Here is a 17852-nt window from a genome sequence, read left to right as displayed (position 1 = left end):
ATTATCCGCAGCTACCCAAAGAGGATGAAGACCGTGCTTATTTCGCAGATCAAGGGTTCGAACGGAGAGATCATCGTCGCCGTGCGCGAGCCGGGCGGTGCAGCGAAGGCCGTGAAGAATGCAGGCAGCGTCTATGCGCTCGCCATGGAAGCAGCAAACAAGGGCAAGTCCCTCGTCTCGGTCATCGAGGCGCACGGCTACGGCGACGCCGTCGATCTCGAAAAGGCATATGCGGACGGCAGCTTCCTGCCGCCGATCACTCATCCCGATGCAGCCCACCTGCATCTGACCGGCACCGGCCTGACGCATCTCGGCTCTGCCGCCACCCGCGACAGCATGCACAAGAAGACCACCGAAGCCGCCGAGGAAACCCTCACGGACTCGATGAAGATGTTCAAGATGGGTCTTGAGAACGGCAAGCCGAAGGCCGGCGAAAAGGGCGTCCAGCCCGAGTGGTTCTACAAGGGCAACGGTTATGGTGCGGCAGCACCCGGCGCTCCCCTCGTCTCCCCCTCCTTCGCGCTCGACGGCGGTGAAGAACCCGAGATGGCCGGCATCTATGTCATCGCCGAAGACGGTTCGCCGTTCCGCATCGGCTTTGCGCTCTCGAACGAATTCTCCGATCACGTCACCGAGCGGATCAACTATCTCTACCTCGCCCATTCCAAGCTGCGCCCCGCAAGCTTCGGCCCGGAAATCCGCATCGGCGCTGCCCCCGAGGATATCCGCGGCACCTCGCGCATCAAGCGCGGCGGCAAGGTGATCTTCGAAAAGCCCTTCCTGTCCGGTGAAGCGAACATGTCGCACACCTTCGCCAATCTCGAATACCACCATTTCAAGTACGGCCTGTTCCGCGTGCCCGGCGACGTCCATGTCCACATGTTCGGCACCGCGACACTGTCCTTCGCCGATGGCATCAAGACCGAGGAAGGCGACGTCTTCGAAATCGAAGTCGCGGACTTCGGCCTGGCGCTGCGCAATCCGCTGAAGATCGACGCCGAAGAAGAAATCATCGTCAAGCAGCTCTAATTTCGCTTCATCCGGCCGCCAGACGGCCGGAGCAAAAAATTTGTAAAAGGTAGAGGAGGCTTCCAGGCCCATGACCATTTATCAGAACCTGATCGCCGGCGAATGGGTCGGCACCAATGCGACGAAGAACATCAACCCGTCGGATACCAACGAAGTCGTTGGCCTCTATGCCGACGGTTCGGCCGAAGACACCAAGAACGCCATCGCTGCCGCCAAGGCCGCCTTCCCGGCCTGGTCGCGCTCCGGCATCTGGGAACGTCACGTCATCCTGAAGAAGGCTGGCGACGAGATCATGGCCCGCAAGGACGAGCTCGGCGCTCTGCTGGCACGCGAAGAAGGCAAGACGCTTCCGGAAGCCATCGGCGAAACCATCCGCGCCTCGCAGATCTTCGAATTCTTCGCAGGCGAAGCGCTCCGTCTCGCCGGTGAGACGATGCCGTCGGTGCGCCCGAATATCGGCGTCGAGATCACCCGTGACCCGCTCGGTGTCATCGGCATCATCACCCCCTGGAACTTCCCGATCGCCATCCCGGCCTGGAAGATCGCGCCGGCGCTCTGCTACGGCAACACCATCGTCTTCAAGCCGGCCGAACTCGTTCCCGCCTGCTCCTGGGCGATCGTCGACATCCTGCACCGCGCAGGTCTGCCGAAGGGCGTTCTGAACCTCGTCATGGGCAAGGGCTCGGTCGTCGGCCAGGCCATGCTCGACAGCCCGGATATTGCCGGCATCACCTTCACCGGCTCCACCGGCACCGGCAAGCGCGTAGCCACCTCCTCCATCGAGCATAACCGCAAGTTCCAGCTGGAAATGGGCGGCAAGAACCCGATGGTCGTCCTCGATGACGCCGATCTCACCGTCGCCGTCGAAGCGGCCGCAAACTCCGGCTTCTTCTCCACCGGCCAGCGCTGCACGGCATCGTCGCGCCTGATCGTCACCGAAGGCATCCACGACAAGTTCGTCGCGGCACTGACCGAAAAGCTGAAGACCGTCGTTGTCGACAACGCAATGAAGGCTGGCACTCATATCGGCCCGGTCGTCGACGAGCGCCAGTTGAAGACCGACACCGACTATATCGAGATCGGCAAGAAGGAAGGCGCCAAGCTCGCCTTCGGCGGCGAGCTCTTGACCCGCGACACCCCCGGCTTCTACCTGCAGCCGACGCTCTTCACCGAAGCCACCAACCAGATGCGCATTTCGCGCGAAGAGATCTTCGGCCCGGTCGTCTCGGTCATCCGCGTCAAGGATTACGAAGAAGCGCTGGCGACAGCCAACGACACGCCCTTCGGCCTGTCCTCCGGCATCGCCACCACCAGCCTCAAGCATGCGACGCATTTCAAGCGCAATGCCGAAGCCGGCATGGTGATGGTCAACCTGCCGACCGCAGGCGTCGACTTCCACGTTCCCTTCGGCGGCCGCAAGGGCTCGTCCTACGGCCCGCGCGAGCAGGGCAAGTACGCCGCCGAATTCTACACAACGGTCAAGACCAGCTACACGCTGGCTTGACGACCAACTGGTGATCCGGGCCGTCGCGAGGGCGGCTCGGCATTCCTCAAAAGGCAAGAGACAATGTTCAAGAAAGCGGAATGGCCCCGCAAGCTGCGGTCGCAGGAATGGTACGGCGGCACCAGCCGTGACGTGATCTATCACCGCGGCTGGATGAAGAACCAGGGACATCCCCACGACCTGTTCGACGGACGCCCTGTCATCGGCATCCTCAACACCTGGTCCGACATGACGCCGTGCAACGGCCATCTGCGCGAACTCGCCGAAAAGGTGAAGGCCGGCGTCTGGGAAGCCGGTGGCTTCCCGATGGAAGTTCCCGTCTTCTCGGCCTCTGAAAACACCTTCCGCCCGACGGCGATGATGTACCGCAACCTCGCGGCACTCGCCGTCGAAGAAGCGATCCGTGGCCAGCCGATGGACGGCTGCGTGCTGCTCGTCGGCTGCGACAAGACAACGCCGTCGCTGATTATGGGCGCCGCCTCCGTCGACCTGCCCTCGATCGTCGTCACCGGCGGTCCGATGCTGAACGGCTATTTCCGCGGCGAGCGCGTCGGTTCCGGCACGCATCTCTGGAAGTTCTCCGAAATGGTGAAGGCCGGCGAGATGACGCAGGCCGAATTCCTTGAGGCCGAGGCCTCGATGAGCCGTTCGTCGGGCACCTGCAACACGATGGGCACCGCCTCGACGATGGCGTCGATGGCCGAAGCCCTCGGCATGGCTCTCTCCGGCAATGCCGCGATCCCGGGCGTCGATAGCCGCCGCAAGGTGATGGCGCAGCTGACCGGCCGCCGCATCGTGCAGATGGTCAAGGACGACCTGAAGCCCTCCGACATCATGACCAAGCAGGCCTTCGAAAACGCCATCCGCACCAACGCGGCGATCGGCGGTTCGACCAATGCCGTCATCCACCTTCTCGCCATGGCCGGCCGCGTCGGCATCGACCTGACGCTCGACGACTGGGACCGTTGCGGCCGCGACGTTCCGACGATCGTCAACCTGATGCCGTCGGGCAAGTACCTCATGGAAGAGTTCTTCTATGCCGGCGGCCTGCCCGTCGTCCTGAAGCGCCTCGGCGAAGCCGGCCTCCTGCACAAGGATGCGCTGACCGTATCAGGCGAGAGCGTCTGGGACGAGGTCAAGGACGTCGTCAACTGGAACGAAGACGTCATCCTCCCGGCTGAAAAGGCCCTGACGCAGTCCGGCGGCATCGTCGTCGTTCGCGGCAACCTCGCCCCGAAGGGCGCCGTCCTGAAGCCGTCGGCCGCCTCCCCGCATCTGATGGTCCACCGCGGCCGCGCCGTCGTCTTCGAAGACATCGACGACTACAAGGCGAAGATCAACGACGACAATCTCGACATCGACGAGACCTGCGTCATGGTCATGAAGAACTGTGGTCCGAAGGGCTATCCGGGCATGGCCGAAGTCGGCAACATGGGTCTGCCGCCGAAGGTGCTCAAGAAGGGCATCACCGACATGGTGCGTATCTCGGACGCCCGCATGTCCGGCACTGCATACGGTACCGTCGTCCTCCACACCTCGCCGGAAGCCGCTGTCGGCGGTCCGCTGGCCGTGGTCAAGAACGGCGACTTCATCGAGCTCGACGTTCCGAACCGCCGCCTGCACCTCGACATCTCGGAAGAGGAACTGGCAAAGCGCCTCGCCGAATGGAAGCCGCACCACGACCTGCCGACCTCCGGCTACGCCTGGTTGCACCAGCAGCACGTCCAGGGCGCCGACACCGGCGCCGACCTCGACTTCCTCAAGGGATGTCGCGGCAGCGCAGTGGGCAAGGACAGCCACTGAGAAGTGCGAAACTCGAATGCGAAAGGCGGCCCTTGGGTCGCCTTTTTGCTTTCGTGGGTGTTGTGATCAGCAGCTCGGCCGCGGCGACACCGCCGGACGGAAGGCCGAGATCCGGTGAAAGGAATGGAGCGCCAGCCCGGAACCGGGGAAAGGCACATCACGGATATTGATCGAGGAATGGCCGTGAATATCGGTCTGATTGCCGCCGATAACCCGGTAATTGCTACCGCTCCTGCCGAGATAGAGGGCAACATGGCCGCGGCAGCCTGTGTTGCCCCGCTTGAAGACGACGACGTCGCCGACCGAAGGGCTGCGCGTCAGCCCGCCCGCCTTGCGGAAACTGCCGGAGACCGTGCTGCGCGTGCCGCCGTCATAGCCGCAGCGCTCCAGGCACCAGTTCAGAAAGGCCGCGCACCACGGCGTCCGGTCGCCGCTATGGTCGTCATCGGTGGCCCTGTAGAACTCGACGATGACAGGGTTCCAGCGGCTCGCCCATCCCGCATTATAGGCCTCGCCGTCGCGGTTCACGTCGCGAAGACCGGCGAAGTAGCGCATGACCGCCAGCGGCGTCGAGCGCGGCGCGGCGTTGATGATCCGCCGCGCGGTCGCCTCCTCGGAGCCTGACGGCGGCAAGCGGCCGCGCAGGTAAAGGCTGGACGGCAGCGGCCCGGTGAAATCGGCGCCGTAGACTTTCGGACCTGCATTCGCAGGCGCCTCTGCCAGCATATCGGCAGCAAAGACGTTGCCGCCGATCGATACCGCGCAGGTCGCTGCGGCAAGGAATTCCCGTCTGCTGATCATCACAAGCCCTCCCTCCGTGATCGCACGCAACAGTCAGGTCAGGCCGGGCTGCATGCCGGCCGGTCCTAGGATTTCAACGCAAACTCCACCACCTCGGCTTCCGGCAGTGCCGCCCCCTCCGCCTTGAGCTCCGTCAGCCGGATCGGAGCCATGGTTTCCAGGATGGCGCAAAGCCGCTCGTAGCCGACCCTCTCGGTGATCTCCCGGCTTGCCGTATCCAGCACATAGAAATGCTCGCTATAGCCGAGCAGCACCGCGGCACGGTCGAGATCGCCCTCGATGCCGACGATCAGCGCCAGATGCTCGACCATGCGCGTGATCGCCGCCGGCCAGCCGAGCGAGCGCGCCTTCAGGAGCCCGTTGAACGCCGTGAGCCGCGCCTCCGTCAGCCGATCGGAAGCCAGCAGATAGGCCGTCAGGTTGCCGAAGCCGAGCGCCAGCTGGCGCCTGTTGCAATCCTCGTGGTCGATCATCTGGCGCGCGGTGCTGATCGCCGCCGCGACATGGCCCTCGGCGAACTCGAGCTCGGCAAGCGCGATCATCGCATTGACGATGCCCTGCGTGTCGCCCAGCAGGCGGGCCACCACGGAAGAGCGGTCGATCAGCGTGCGCGCCTCCGCAAAATGACCTTCGAAATAAGCCGCTACAGCGCGAGAACGCAGACAGGCCGCCAAGGGTTTTGTCGGCGGCAGGGTCGCGAGCAGCTCCAACGCTTCCTGGAGATAGCGCAGCGCTTCCTCACGCTGGCTGGGCGTCAACAGCGCCGCCCCTGCCCGCGCCAGCGCCTCGCCCGAGCCCAACTGATCACCAAGATTACGGAAATGCGCGGCCGCCTTGATCGCAGCATCGAATGTCGACTTGTCGCCATGCGAACTCACCGACGTCCGCCCCAGCCAGAGCCGCGCCGCGACATCCTCGGCGGTGTCGTCGGGAAGCGAGCCGACGGAGAGCGAGAACCATCGCTCCCGCTCCGGCAGCAGCGAAAGCTCGTCCCATATCCGCAGGCTGACGCTGGTCAGTTCCCGGCCGATATCGGCGTCCCCTTCCGGCCCGAAAGCCCATTCCAGCGAGGCGCGCAGATTGTCGATCTCCGACTGATAGGACGTCATCCATGGCTCGGTCGGCATGGACGGCCAGACGCGGCTCGCCTGCGCGTAGAATTGCGTCATGTACTCGGCAAGACGCCGCCTGCGGCCCCGCTCGCCGAGTTCGAAGAGCTTTGCGAAGGCATATTGGCGCGTGGTTTCCAGCAGCGAATAGCGGGTGTTCTCCGTCGAGAAATCGGCAGCGACGAGGGACTTGTCGGCAAGCGAGGTGATGAGCTGCAGCACATCGTCGTCGTCGATCGGATCGCCGGAGACGACCGCCGCCGCCGATTCCACCGTCCAGCCGCCGACGAAAACAGACAAACGCCGCAGCAGGGTCTGCTCCTGTTCGCTGAGCAGATTGTAGCTCCACTCGAACAAGGTCTGCAGCGTGCGGTGGCGCGGCGGGGCTCCGCGCGTTCCCTGCGCCAGCGACCGGAACCGGTCACGCAGGCCTGCCGCCAGCGCTTCCGGGCGCATGATCCGAAGCCTGGGTACCGCAAGCTCGATCGCCAGCGGAATGCCATCCACCTGATGACAGATGCTGATCACCGCCTCCAGATTGGCCTCTGTCAGCACGAAGTCTCCGGCAGCCGCCGCCGCGCGTTCGACGAACAGCCGCACCGAGGGAAACGCCATCGCCTCGTCGACCGTGCTTCCTTCCGGTGGCGGCACGGCGAGGCTTGGAACGCGAAACAGGTTTTCGCCCGAGACACCCAACGGCTCCCGCGATGTCGCGAGGACCGACATTGAAGGACAGCCGGAGAGAATGGCATCGACAGCATCCGCCGAGGCATCGACGAGATGCTCGCAATTGTCGATGATCAGCAGCGCCTGCTTTTCGCGCATGAAGCCGACGGCGCTCGCAACGGCCGTCCGGTTACGCTGGACGGCGACGCCGATCGTCCCGCAGATCTGCTCGGCCACCAGCTGCGGATCCTCCAGCCGCCCAAGCTCCACGAACCAGACGCCGTCAGGATAGGCTTCCACCAGCCGCGCGCCGAGATCGATCGCAAGCCGCGTCTTGCCCGCCCCGCCGGACCCGATCAGGGTCAGCAGCCTCGCCCGCTCCAGCCGGCCGATCAGCTCGGCGGCCTCCGCCTCACGCCCGATTAACGATGTCAGCGGCCGCGGCAGGCGATCAGCCCGGGCGCCGAGCGAGCGCAGCGGCGGAAAGGCCTCGTTGATACCTTCGGCAACCAGCTGGAAGACCTGCTCCGGCTCCTGCAGATCCCGGAAGCGGTGGCGGCCGAGATCGAAGAGGTTGGACCCTTCGGGCAATCTCCCCTGCAACAGGTCGGCAACGGTGCCCGACACCAGCACCTGCCCGCCATAGGCGACGAGCAGCAGCCGCGAGGCGCGATTGATGCCGGGACCGAAGCAATCCTCGCCGCGCACCTCGACCGGTCCGGCATGCACGGCCATACGCACATTCATGCCTTCGATCGCCCCGAAATCCTGCGCATTCAGCGCCCGCTGCGCCTGGAGGGCGGCAGAGACGGCGGCGGCCGGCGCGGAGAAGACGGCATGGAAGGAATCGCCGACCGTCTTGAACACGTGGCCGCCATGCGAAAGGATTGCCTCGCGCAGGATCGCGTCGTGCCGTTCGAGCGCCTCCCCCATCGCATCGGGGAATTCCTCCCAGCGATAGGTCGATCCCTCGACATCCGTCAGCAGGAACACAAGCACGCCTGATGTCAGCGGGCTGCCCGCCGGTTGCTGTGGCGACATTTCAAACGCCATTGCCCATCCTTCCGTCTCTAGCGGAATGCCGCGGCCCGGCCGGCCGTCGCATTCAGCAGCCGGACCACATCGGCGCGGCGCGCATTGCCCCAGTCCGGCGGACGCGACCATTGCGGCTGCCGCACGCAGGTGACGCGCCGGCATGGATAGGCCATGACGCTCTGCTTGCGCTGCGGCTCGTTCCGGTAGCCATGACCATAGGCAAACGGACAGCCGCTGCTGTCCTCGACATTGTGGCAGGCGCCAAGCAGGTGGCCGATCTCATGGGCAAACGACAGGTTCTTGATCGAACAGTCGAAATAGTTCGACGCAAAGGCCGAGGCCGCATTGGCATAGACCTGCTGCGACCAGCCGCATTCGCCTCTGTCGGTGGTGATCAGGAGCACGAGATCGGCCTTGGTCCGGTCCCGTATCGCATGGATGCCGTCCATGTAGCCGTCCCGCCGCGCCGTCAGGCGGGCCGTGTCCCGCTTCTGCGAGCCGGTCTCGGTATATTGCACGACCTGCGCATCGGCCAATTCGACCCTGGCATTCACCGAGGACTTGGCGAAAGCCGTATTCGTCTCGTTGACCGCCTGCTTGGCAAACAGCGCGATATTGCTGATCTGCGCCTTCGCCTTCGGCGTGAAGAAAACCAGCACGCGGATCGTCGCCACCGCCCTGTCGGCCTTGCGCAATTCGCGGCCGGGCATCTCGCGCTTCTCGCCGCGCCGCTGCAGCCGCCGCTCCGTGTGATCGGGCGGCAATCGATCGGTGGCGACCTTGATCATCACATGCGCGCCGCCGCCGATCGGCTCGATGCTGTAGAGCTCCTCATTGGTCCGGATCGTCGCCGAGACCTCATTGCCATCGACGGTGACGACGGCATTGGCAGGACTTTCCGCATTGCTGCGGTTCGCCGCTTTCTCTTCGCCCGACCAAACGAAATCGCGCGCCGTGGCCGCGACCTTGTCGTTGCCGCTCAACGAAAGCGACCGGCCCTCGCCGAGATCGAAGGTAACGTCGCCGCCCTTTTTCAGCTGTTCCGGATCAACCTCAGCGAGCCTTGCCCATTCCGTCGTCGGCAGTGATTTGATCGCCTTCAGCTCGTTGTTTTCCTCGGTGCTGAGTGTGGTCGCCTCCGGCAGCAGCCGCACGAAGCTCTGCGCCTGCGCATATCCGGCAGCGCCGGCAACCAGTATGAATGCAATGATCTGTACGATTTTCCGCTCAAACATGGTGCGATCCCCCAGATGAAACAGGCGTGGCAACCGGCTGAAAAACCGGACACGCATTTCAGGAACGGCAAGATCAAGCCGTTGAATTATCGCATGTTGGCACTGTGATTAGCGCGGCCGGTCAGTCCCGCCGCTATCCGCGATGTCATCGGGCCGACAACTTCGGTCAAAGACCCGGACCGGCATGGCACAGGCGCACAAAGCACCCGCACAGATCTTCTGCGGATTTTCAGAATATTGATCGGCAAAGGCCTGCATTGCTGACATGGATACTCTCCCCATGGTCAGTTGCCCACTGCATTCCTAGGTTGATTGTAGCACAGGTGCGCGATATTACATTAGACTATATTGCGATTAATATATTTTGATCGCTATCCGTGTGACATCAGCTCTGGCTTTGGCTCTGTGCCTGCCCCTGATCTTCCACCTTCACCACCACCGACAGTTTCTCGCCCGGCGTGCCGATGCGCATTCCCGAGACGGGTGCGGCGTCGCGGTAGCAGAGACCGGAGGCGGTGCGGACGTAGCGGGCGTCGGGGCAGATCTTGTTGGCGGGATCGAAGCCGACCCAGCCGAGGCCGGGGATATGCGCCTCGCCCCAAGCATGGGTTGCCGCCTGATCGACCTTCTCTTCCATCATCAGATAGCCCGAGACGTAACGTGCCGGGATCTGCATGGCGCGGGCGGCGGAGACGAAGATATGGGCGTGGTCCTGGCAGACCCCACTCTTCTTCTCCATCGCCTGCTCGGCGGTGGTCTCCGTGTCGCTGGTACCCGGCTTGTAATCGACGGTCTCGTGGATCGCCGCCATCAGCGCGTGCATGCGAGCGAGATCGTTGTCGCCGCTGACGGTCTTGATGAGCTCCTTGATCAGCTTGCCGGGCTTGGTGCGCGGCGTGTCGCGCAGGAAGAGCCAGAGAGGGCAGAAGCCGGTATGCGGACCAGTGACGCCGTTGCGGTCCTCGGTCTCGACCTCGCCTTCGGCGACGATGCGCGTCACCTGCTGCTCGCCTTCCAGCGAGACGAGATTGACGTGATTGCCGAACTGGTCGTCATACTCGACCTCGGGCGTCGCGCCCTCGACATGCAGCGACCAGTTGGCGACCACCTGGCCGAAGCCGCTCGGCGGCGTCAGGCGCAGGCGCTGCAGCGAAAACTGCGCCGGCTCGTCATAGCGGTATTCGGTGATGTGGCTGATCTTCAATCTCATCTCTTCATCCGCTGCTTATACGTAGAACCGGTAGCCGTTGGTGATCTCGACGCTGAGCGTGTTGTTGCGGTTGACGAATTCCTCCAGGAATTCGTGCAGCCCCTGATCGATCACGTCCTTGATCGCCCGCGCATGCAGCGAGGCACGGATCGCATCCGCCGTGTCATGCGCCGAAAGCCGCTCGCCGCCATAGCTGCGCGAGATATAGCCGAGATTGCTGACGATCTTCTCGTAGCAATAGGCAAGCGAGCGCGGCATCTGGCCGTTGAGGATCAGGAAGTCGGCGATATTCGCCGCCCGGTACTCGTCGTCATAGGCCCAGCTATAGGAACGGTGCGCCGATACCGAGCGCAGGATCGATTCCCACTGCACATTGTCGACCGACGATCCGACCTGCGAGACCGACGGCAGCAGCACGTAATATTTCACGTCGAGAATACGCGCCGTATTGTCGGCCCGCTCGATGAAGGTGCCGATGCGGGCGAAATTGTAGAGCTCGTTGCGCAGCATCGAGCCGTGGAAGGCGCCGCGGATCAGCCCCGCCCGCCGCTTGATGACGTCGATGACTTCGGGCAGCTCCGCCGCCTTCAGCCGCTTTGAAAGCAGCGCCTTCAGCTCGATCCAGCACTCGTTGGTCGCTTCCCAGGTCTCGCGCGTCAGCGCCGTGCGCACCATGCGGGCGTTGTTACGGCCGTTGTCGATGCAGGACATGACGCTCGACGGGTTGGAAAGATCGCGCAGCAGGTAGTCGATCGCATCGGCGCTCGTCAGCTTCGCGTGACCCTCGTCATAGGCCTCGCGCACGCCGGCGCTCTGCAGCACGCCATCCCAGTTATCGTCCCCCGTCCCGCTGCGTGTCAGCGACATGCGCAGGCCGGCATCGACGAGACGCGCGATGTTTTCGGCGCGCTCGATATAACGGAACATCCAGTAGAGTCCGTTCGCAGTTCTTCCGAGCATCAGTCCTCCAATACCCAGGTGTCTTTGGTGCCGCCGCCCTGGCTGGAATTGACCACCAGCGAGCCCTGCTTCAGCGCCACGCGGGTCAGCCCGCCCGGAATGATCTGTACCTTGTCGGAAACCAGCACATAGGGGCGCAGGTCGACATGGCGCGGCGCAATCCCCTTGTTGACGAGGATCGGCACGGTCGAGAGCGACAGCGTCGGCTGGGCGATATAATTGTTCGGCCGCGCCTTCAGCTTCTCGGCGAAATCCGCCCGCTCCTTCTTGGAAGCCGTCGGTCCCACCAGCATGCCGTAGCCGCCGGAGCCGTGAACCTCCTTGATGACGAGCTCCTCGATATGCTCGAGCACATATTTCAGGCTCAACGGTTCCGAACAGCGCCAGGTCGGCACGTTCTCGAGGATCGACTTGCGGCCGGTATAGAACTCGACGATCTCGGGCATGTAGGAATAGATCGCCTTGTCGTCGCAGATGCCGGTGCCCGGCGCATTGGCAATGGTGATATTGCCCGAGCGGTAGACGTCCATGATCCCCGGTATGCCGAGCGCCGAATCCGGACGGAAGGTCAGCGGATCGAGGAAATCGTCGTCGACGCGGCGGTAGAGAACGTCGATCGCCTCGTAGCCGCGGGTCGTGCGCATCTTCACCTTGCCGTCGATGACGCGCAGATCCGAACCCTCGACGAGCTCGACGCCCATCGTATCGGCCAGGAACGAATGCTCGTAATAGGCGGAGTTGTAGATACCCGGCGTCAGGACGGCGACACGCGGCTTGCCCTTGCAGCCGGGAGGCGCAAGCGAAGCCAGCGACTGGCGCAGCAGATAGGGATAGTCCTCGACGCGCTGCACCTTGTTCTCGTGGAACAGCTCCGGGAACATCTGCATCATCGTTTCCCGGTTCTCCAGCATGTAGGAGACGCCGGAAGGCGTGCGGGCATTGTCTTCGAGCACATAGAACTGGTCTTCGCCGGTGCGCACGATGTCGGTGCCGACGATATGGGTATAGACGCCACCCGGCGGCCGGAAGCCGATCATCTCCGAGAGGAAGGCGACGTTGTTCTCGATCAGCTCGCGCGGAATGCGCCCTGCCCGGATGATCTCCTGCTTGTGGTAGATATCGTCGAGAAAGGCGTTCAGCGCGATGACGCGCTGCTCGATGCCCTGGGCGAGCTTGCGCCACTCACGGCCGGAGATGATGCGCGGGATGATGTCGAAGGGGATGAGCTTTTCGGAGGAATCCGCATGTCCGTAAACCGCGAAGGTGATGCCGGTTTTCCGGAAGATGTTTTCCGCGTCGCGGGATTTTCCAATCAGATGCGCCCTGTCCTGGGCATTGTACCACTCGAAATATTTCTCATATGGCTGACGCGGACTCTCGCCCCCGGTGATCATTTCATCAAATGCCAAAGGTGTGGCTCCCCTTTTTTGTTCATTTGAATACAACGCAAATAGCAATGCAAGAACCATGCACAGTTCGCAGGAAGATTTGTAAAATCGTCTGCAACGCCGAAAAGCGCCGAAAAACTGGGCATTTAAGCAAGGATGGCACGAAGCGCGAAAGTTTCAATCGCTAGCGCCAGCACAAAATATAAGCAATTGATGATTTTACGCCCTGGCGCCCGATTCAATTCGCGGCAGCAGCAAGACGCATTTGCGCCTATGCTTGAATGAGCAGAACGATCCGGAGCCGGACATGAACGAGATTGGCGCCTTATTGGGATCAGGCAAGGAAGCCGATGTCCATGTCTATGGTGATCATGCCCTGAAGCTCTACAAATCGCCGGGCGTAAAAGCGCCCGCCTTTCGCGAGGCTGCAAATCTCGCGGTCGTCGAACGCCTCGGCCTCCCCGCACCCCATGTCTACGCTGCCGGCAGACATGACGGGCGCTGGGGCATCGTGATGGACCGCGCGCCGGGCGCATCCTTTGGTTCCCGCATCAAGGCGGAGGGCCTTCAGCCGGTCCTGGCGGAAATGGTGCAGCTGCAACTTCGCCTGCACGCCGTGCCGGGGACCGGGCTAGCATCGCTGAAAGACAGACTGACCGCGAACATCCGGAAGGCACCGGAGATTGGAAGCGCGCTGCGGGAAACACTGCTGTGGCAGCTTGCGGCTCGTTCAGAACAGGACCGCGTCTGTCATGGCGATTTCCATCCCTGGAACATCCATGGCGCCGGAGACCACGCGATCATCCTCGACTGGCTCGATGCCTGCTGCGGAGATCCGCTCGCCGACGCCTGCCGCAGCTATCTGCTGATGCTGCATGCGATGCCGGAGGCGGCGCGCATCTATCTCGAAATCTATGCCGCTCATAGCGGCCACCCTGCCGATGAGATACTCGCATGGCTGCCGCCCGTTGCCGCAGCGCGTCTCACGGAAGGTGTCGACACGGAACGCGAGCAGCTTCTGCAGCTTGCGGGCAGCGGCAGCACCTAGGCCGAGCGCTCCAGCCCCACCTGGCTTCCGCCGCCCAAGATATCCTCGTCGAGCAGCGCAAGTGCCCGGTTGAGGTGCCCTTCGAAGACGAGGTTCTGCTCGTCGGCGACGACGCGCAGTTCGGGCATGCCTTCCAGGCGCACCAGATGCGATTGGCCGAGCCCCTCCTCGATCCCCTGCCGCAGCAGATCGTAATAGCGCGTGCCGGGACCGGTGATCGCCACCGGCATGCGTTCGGTCATGCTGAGCATGCGCGACAGACCGTTGCCGAGCGCCAGCCCCGCCTGGCGGAAGGCGAAGGCGGACATGCGGTGGCCCTGGCGGGCGCGGGCCGCGATCTTGTCGAGTTCGCTGACGGGGACGAATTTGGCAGGGATGGTATCGACCGGCACTTCGAAGGCGGTTCTGAGGATCGCATAGAAGCCCGCATAGGCCTCGATGCATCCCTTGGTCCCGCATCGACAAAGCCCGCCATTCGGCGTGTGCAGCATATGGCCGAAATTCGGCGCCGAGGTCTCGTGGCCGCCATTCGCCCCGCGCCGGACGATGCCGAGCCCGATGCTGTGGCCGAGCGACAGCGCTGCCAGCGAGCGGAAATCCGCGCCCTTCACATTCTCCTCATGGGCGCCGAGTGCGGCGGCGACCAGCAGCGTTTCGTTGTCGAGAATGACGCGCGCCTGCCATTCCGGCCGCAGCAGCGATTCGAAATCGATCCGGTCCGTGCCGAAGATCGGCGACCAGAGCAGCACGGGTTCGGCGGCATTGACGAGCCCCTTGCTGCTGATCGAGATCAACAGCACCCGCTCCTGCGAAATGCGCGAGCGCTGCAGGATGCGCTCCAGCCCCTCCTTGACCGCAGCGGCAAAGGCGGGCGCCCCCGCCGGATCGTGCGAGCGCCCCTCGCTGAACCGGTCGATCAGCTTGCCGGCATAATCGACCAGCGAATATTGCACGGCGTCCGAGGAGATGATGACGACGATCAGATAGCCGCAGTCGCGGCGCGGGCGAAACAGCACGCGCGGGCGCCCGCGCCCGCTCGCCGCCTGCTGTTCGGAGCGCTCGATGATCTCGGATTTTTCGAGATCGGCGGTGATCGCCGAGACGGTGGCGGAGGAGAGCTGCGTGTAATCGGAAATCTCGGTATGCGCGAGCGCGCCGTGGCGGCGAAGGGCCGCGAGAACAAGCCCGCTATTCCTTTGCCGCACAGACTCTGTGCTCGATTTGGTCAGCATGAATGCCGCCCTTCCCCCGCTTCCGCCCTCGTTTCACAGGCCATCTCCAACAACTTCTGAGTGTCGGACGATTCTGCCGGTAGTGGCCTGTTGACAGTTGAAAAAATCTCTGACACTAAATTTCTCGACTGTCGAGAAAATAATTAGTTTTCTGGACAGCGATCCGCGGCGGCCGGAGGAAACCACTGGCTGGGGCTGGCCGCTCATCACTTGGGAGGATAGTTATGAAATCTATTATGAAGCTGATGGCGGGCGCCGCCATCCTCGTTTCCATGCAGACGGCTGCAATGGCCGCCGACCTCGTCGTTGGCGTGTCTTGGTCGAACTTCCAGGAAGAGCGTTGGAAGACCGACGAAGCTGCAATCAAGAAGGCACTCGAAGCCGCTGGCGCGAAGTATATCTCCGCTGACGCGCAGTCTTCGGCCGCCAAGCAGCTGACCGACGTCGAATCGCTGATCTCGCAGGGCGCAAACGCCCTCATCGTTCTGGCTCAGGACTCCGACGCAATCGGCCCGGCCATCGAAAAGGCTGCTGCTGAAGGCATTCCGGTCGTCGGCTACGACCGCCTGATCGAAAATCCGGCTGCCTTCTACATCACCTTTGACAACAAGGAAGTTGGCCGCCTCCAGGCTGAAGGCGTCTTCAAGGTCAAGCCGGAAGGCAACTACGTCTTCATCAAGGGCTCGTCTTCCGACCCGAATGCTGACTTCCTCTTCTCGGGCCAGATGGAAGTTCTGAAGGCTGCAATCGACGCCGGCAAGATCAAGAATGTCGGCGAAGCCTACACCGACGGCTGGCTGCCGCAGAACGCGCAGCGCAACATGGAACAGTTCCTGACCGCCAATAACAACAAGGTCGACGCAGTCGTTGCTTCCAACGATGGTACGGCTGGCGGCGCAGTGGCTGCTCTCGACGCACAAGGCATGGCTGGCTCCGTTCCGGTTTCCGGTCAGGACGCCGACAAGGCCGCTCTGAACCGCATCGCGCTCGGCACCCAGACGGTTTCCGTCTGGAAGGACTCGCGTGAACTCGGCAAGCGCGCTGCTGAAATCGCCCTGCAGCTCGCAGGCGGCACCACCATGGACAAGGTCGACGGTGTCACCACCTTCGACGGCGGTCCGAAGAAGGTGAAGATGCAGTCGATCTTCCTGAAGCCGCTCGCCATCACCAAGGAAAACCTGAACGTCGTCATCGACGCCGGCTGGATCTCCAAGGCTGAAGCTTGCCAGGGCGTCAAGGCCGGCAGCGTCAAGGCCTGCGACTAATCCTCGACGGGCAACCGACATGCCGGCGCCGCAGCGGCCACGCTGCGGCGCCGGATGCGGATGAGCACAGGAACATGGCTCTCCGCCTCGCCAGCACCGCGAACGCTTTTCATTCCCTGCCAAAATAGCGCCGTGCCTTGAACGCCTATTTCGGAAGCCTCGCGATGATCGATTTGAAGAACAGGGCAGCGAACCGGATTTTTCGGGCATCCGGCCTGCGCCCAAACAATGGGGGAAACGGCAAACCCATGGCAGACCTCACCCAATCGTCATCCAGCAACCCGCGCACGGCTGACGCTAACCCTTTCACGCGCTTCCTGCGCGCCACCGAGATCGACACGCGTCTGCTCGGCATGGTCGCGGCGCTGCTGGTCATCTGGATCGGCTTCCACCTCTATACCGGCGGGCTGTTCCTCACCCCCGCAACCTCTGGAACCTCTCGGTCCAGACGACCGAGATCGCGGTTCTCGCGACGGGCATGGTGCTCGTCATCGTCACCCGCAATATCGACCTGTCGATCGGCTCGATGCTCGGCCTCGTCGCCATGATCATGGGCGTCGTCCAGGCGAAATTCCTGCCGCAATATCTCGGATTCGACAATTCCTGGACATGGGTGATCACCCTTGCCGCCGGCCTCATCGCCGGCACGCTGATTGGCCTGTTCCAGGGCGTCATCATCGCCTTCATGGGCGTGCCCTCCTTCATCGTCACACTCGGCGGCTTCCTCGCCTGGCGCGGCCTTGCCTGGTACGTCACCTCGGGCCAGACGGTCGCGCCGCTCGACACCACCTTCCGCATCATGGGCGGTGGTGCCGAAGGCGCCGTCGGCGCCACCTGGAGCTGGATCATCGGGCTCGTCGCCTGCGTGCTGATCGTTCTCGGCATCATCGGCTCGCGCCACCAGCGCAAGCGCTTCAACTTCCCGCGCCGTCCGCTCTGGGCCGAATATTTCCTGGCCGTGCTCGGCTGCGCCCTCGTGCTCGGCGCCATCTGGGTCTCGACCATCTATTACTGGCCTGTCGCCATCGCCAAGAAATATGCCGAAGCCAACGCCATCGCCTGGCCCGAAACCGGTCTGTTCATCTCCTACGGCATTGCCGTGCCGGTGCTGATCGCCGTTCTCGTCGGCATCGTCATGACCTTCATCGCCACCCGCCTGCGCTTCGGCCGCTATGTCTTCGCCATCGGCGGCAACCCGGAGGCGGCCGAGCTTGCCGGCATCAAGACCCGCTGGGTCACCGTCAAGATCTTCGCGCTGATGGGCTTCCTCGCAGCCGTTGCCGCGGCGATCTCGACCGCCCGCCTCAACGCGGCCGCCAACTCGCAGGGCACGACCTACGAGCTCTACACGATCGCCGCAGCCGTCATCGGCGGCACGTCGCTCGCAGGCGGCACCGGCACGATCGCCGGCGCCATGCTCGGCGCGCTCGTCATGCAATCGCTGCAGTCGGGCATGGGCCTCGCCAATGTGGATACCCCCATCCAGAACGTTGTGGTCGGAGCCGTCCTCGTCGTTGCCGTCTGGCTCGACACGGTCTATCGCTCGCGTGCCAAGTAAGAGGAGTAC

At 63.3% G+C, this 17852-nt stretch carries 13 protein-coding genes and 1 pseudogene; 6 read left to right on the top strand and 8 right to left on the bottom strand.

Features of this window, described 5'->3' with window-relative positions:
* Positions 1-33: 33 nt before the first annotated feature.
* From araD1 to araD, 3 genes are all read left to right on the top strand, one after another.
* On the top strand, positions 34-1029 hold the full coding sequence (gene araD1, locus F2982_RS15325; RefSeq protein WP_203428341.1) for an AraD1 family protein: 996 nt from the start codon (positions 34-36) through the stop codon (positions 1027-1029).
* 70 nt (positions 1030-1099) lie between these two features.
* Positions 1100-2533, top strand: a complete 1434-nt coding sequence (locus F2982_RS15320) for an aldehyde dehydrogenase family protein (RefSeq protein ID WP_199627439.1) — start codon at positions 1100-1102, stop codon at positions 2531-2533.
* A gap of 63 nt (positions 2534-2596) precedes the next feature.
* Complete coding sequence (araD, locus tag F2982_RS15315) at positions 2597-4336, top strand: L-arabinonate dehydratase (protein WP_130277706.1); 1740 nt, start codon at positions 2597-2599, stop codon at positions 4334-4336.
* A 66-nt stretch (positions 4337-4402) separates the two neighbouring features.
* Here araD and F2982_RS15310 read toward each other — a convergent pair whose 3' ends face one another.
* The 6 genes from F2982_RS15310 to F2982_RS15285 form a co-directional block, all read right to left on the bottom strand.
* On the bottom strand, positions 4403-5137 hold the full coding sequence (locus F2982_RS15310; protein WP_203428340.1) for a TIGR02594 family protein: 735 nt from the start codon (positions 5135-5137) through the stop codon (positions 4403-4405).
* Between the two features lie 65 nt (positions 5138-5202).
* Positions 5203-7965, bottom strand: a complete 2763-nt coding sequence (locus tag F2982_RS15305) for an adenylate/guanylate cyclase domain-containing protein (RefSeq protein WP_203428339.1) — start codon at positions 7963-7965, stop codon at positions 5203-5205.
* Positions 7966-7982: 17 nt separating this feature from the next.
* Positions 7983-9182: a reprolysin-like metallopeptidase gene (locus F2982_RS15300; protein ID WP_203428338.1), complete on the bottom strand. Its 1200-nt coding sequence runs from the start codon at positions 9180-9182 to the stop codon at positions 7983-7985.
* A gap of 385 nt (positions 9183-9567) precedes the next feature.
* On the bottom strand, positions 9568-10392 hold the full coding sequence (locus F2982_RS15295; protein WP_112719497.1) for a transglutaminase family protein: 825 nt from the start codon (positions 10390-10392) through the stop codon (positions 9568-9570).
* 15 nt (positions 10393-10407) lie between these two features.
* Positions 10408-11352, bottom strand: a complete 945-nt coding sequence (locus F2982_RS15290) for an alpha-E domain-containing protein (protein ID WP_112719498.1) — start codon at positions 11350-11352, stop codon at positions 10408-10410.
* Positions 11352-12761, bottom strand: coding sequence for a circularly permuted type 2 ATP-grasp protein (locus tag F2982_RS15285; protein ID WP_203428337.1), 1410 nt, complete (start codon positions 12759-12761; stop codon positions 11352-11354). The genes F2982_RS15290 and F2982_RS15285 overlap by 1 nt, the downstream gene beginning before the upstream one ends.
* Before the next feature lie 286 nt (positions 12762-13047).
* On the opposite strand from F2982_RS15285, the gene F2982_RS15280 reads away from it, so the two are divergent.
* Positions 13048-13788: an aminoglycoside phosphotransferase family protein gene (locus F2982_RS15280; protein ID WP_203428336.1), complete on the top strand. Its 741-nt coding sequence runs from the start codon at positions 13048-13050 to the stop codon at positions 13786-13788.
* Here the strand turns inward: F2982_RS15280 and F2982_RS15275 are convergent.
* Positions 13785-15020 (bottom strand): ROK family transcriptional regulator, encoded by a 1236-nt coding sequence (locus F2982_RS15275; protein ID WP_203428335.1) that lies wholly within the window; start codon positions 15018-15020, stop codon positions 13785-13787. The two genes, F2982_RS15280 and F2982_RS15275, sit on opposite strands and share 4 nt — an antisense overlap.
* Before the next feature lie 224 nt (positions 15021-15244).
* Here F2982_RS15275 and xylF point away from each other — a divergent pair, with 224 nt between their 5' ends.
* Complete coding sequence (gene xylF / locus F2982_RS15270; RefSeq protein ID WP_112719501.1) at positions 15245-16285, top strand: D-xylose ABC transporter substrate-binding protein; 1041 nt, start codon at positions 15245-15247, stop codon at positions 16283-16285.
* Positions 16286-16430: 145 nt separating this feature from the next.
* On the opposite strand, the gene F2982_RS31560 is transcribed toward xylF, so the two are convergent.
* Complete coding sequence (locus F2982_RS31560; protein WP_246777575.1) at positions 16431-16661, bottom strand: hypothetical protein; 231 nt, start codon at positions 16659-16661, stop codon at positions 16431-16433.
* Between F2982_RS31560 and F2982_RS15265 the strand changes: the two are divergent.
* Positions 16639-17843, top strand: a pseudogene (locus F2982_RS15265) (sugar ABC transporter permease). The gene F2982_RS31560 and the pseudogene F2982_RS15265 sit on opposite strands and share 23 nt — an antisense overlap.
* Positions 17844-17852 lie beyond the last annotated feature (9 nt).

Source organism: Rhizobium sp. BG4, from assembly GCF_016864575.1.
In the GTDB taxonomy this organism is placed as follows: domain Bacteria; phylum Pseudomonadota; class Alphaproteobacteria; order Rhizobiales; family Rhizobiaceae; genus Rhizobium.
This window is presented reverse-complemented; position numbering and strand designations above follow the sequence as displayed.

What these genes read in the sequence shown, in the direction of transcription:
- F2982_RS15320 (WP_199627439.1), top strand. Translation starts at nt 1,100, where the DNA reads ATGACCATTTATCAGAACCTGATCGCCGGCGAATGGGTCGGCACCAAT.
- araD (WP_130277706.1), top strand. Translation starts at nt 2,597, where the DNA reads ATGTTCAAGAAAGCGGAATGGCCCCGCAAGCTGCGGTCGCAGGAATGG.
- F2982_RS15310 (WP_203428340.1), bottom strand. Translation starts at nt 5,137, where the DNA reads ATGATCAGCAGACGGGAATTCCTTGCCGCAGCGACCTGCGCGGTATCG.
- F2982_RS15305 (WP_203428339.1), bottom strand. Translation starts at nt 7,965, where the DNA reads ATGGCGTTTGAAATGTCGCCACAGCAACCGGCGGGCAGCCCGCTGACA.
- F2982_RS15300 (WP_203428338.1), bottom strand. Translation starts at nt 9,182, where the DNA reads ATGTTTGAGCGGAAAATCGTACAGATCATTGCATTCATACTGGTTGCC.
- F2982_RS15295 (WP_112719497.1), bottom strand. Translation starts at nt 10,392, where the DNA reads ATGAGATTGAAGATCAGCCACATCACCGAATACCGCTATGACGAGCCG.
- F2982_RS15290 (WP_112719498.1), bottom strand. Translation starts at nt 11,352, where the DNA reads ATGCTCGGAAGAACTGCGAACGGACTCTACTGGATGTTCCGTTATATC.
- F2982_RS15280 (WP_203428336.1), top strand. Translation starts at nt 13,048, where the DNA reads ATGAACGAGATTGGCGCCTTATTGGGATCAGGCAAGGAAGCCGATGTC.
- F2982_RS15275 (WP_203428335.1), bottom strand. Translation starts at nt 15,020, where the DNA reads ATGCTGACCAAATCGAGCACAGAGTCTGTGCGGCAAAGGAATAGCGGG.
- xylF (WP_112719501.1), top strand. Translation starts at nt 15,245, where the DNA reads ATGAAATCTATTATGAAGCTGATGGCGGGCGCCGCCATCCTCGTTTCC.
- F2982_RS31560 (WP_246777575.1), bottom strand. Translation starts at nt 16,661, where the DNA reads ATGACCAGCAGCGCCGCGACCATGCCGAGCAGACGCGTGTCGATCTCG.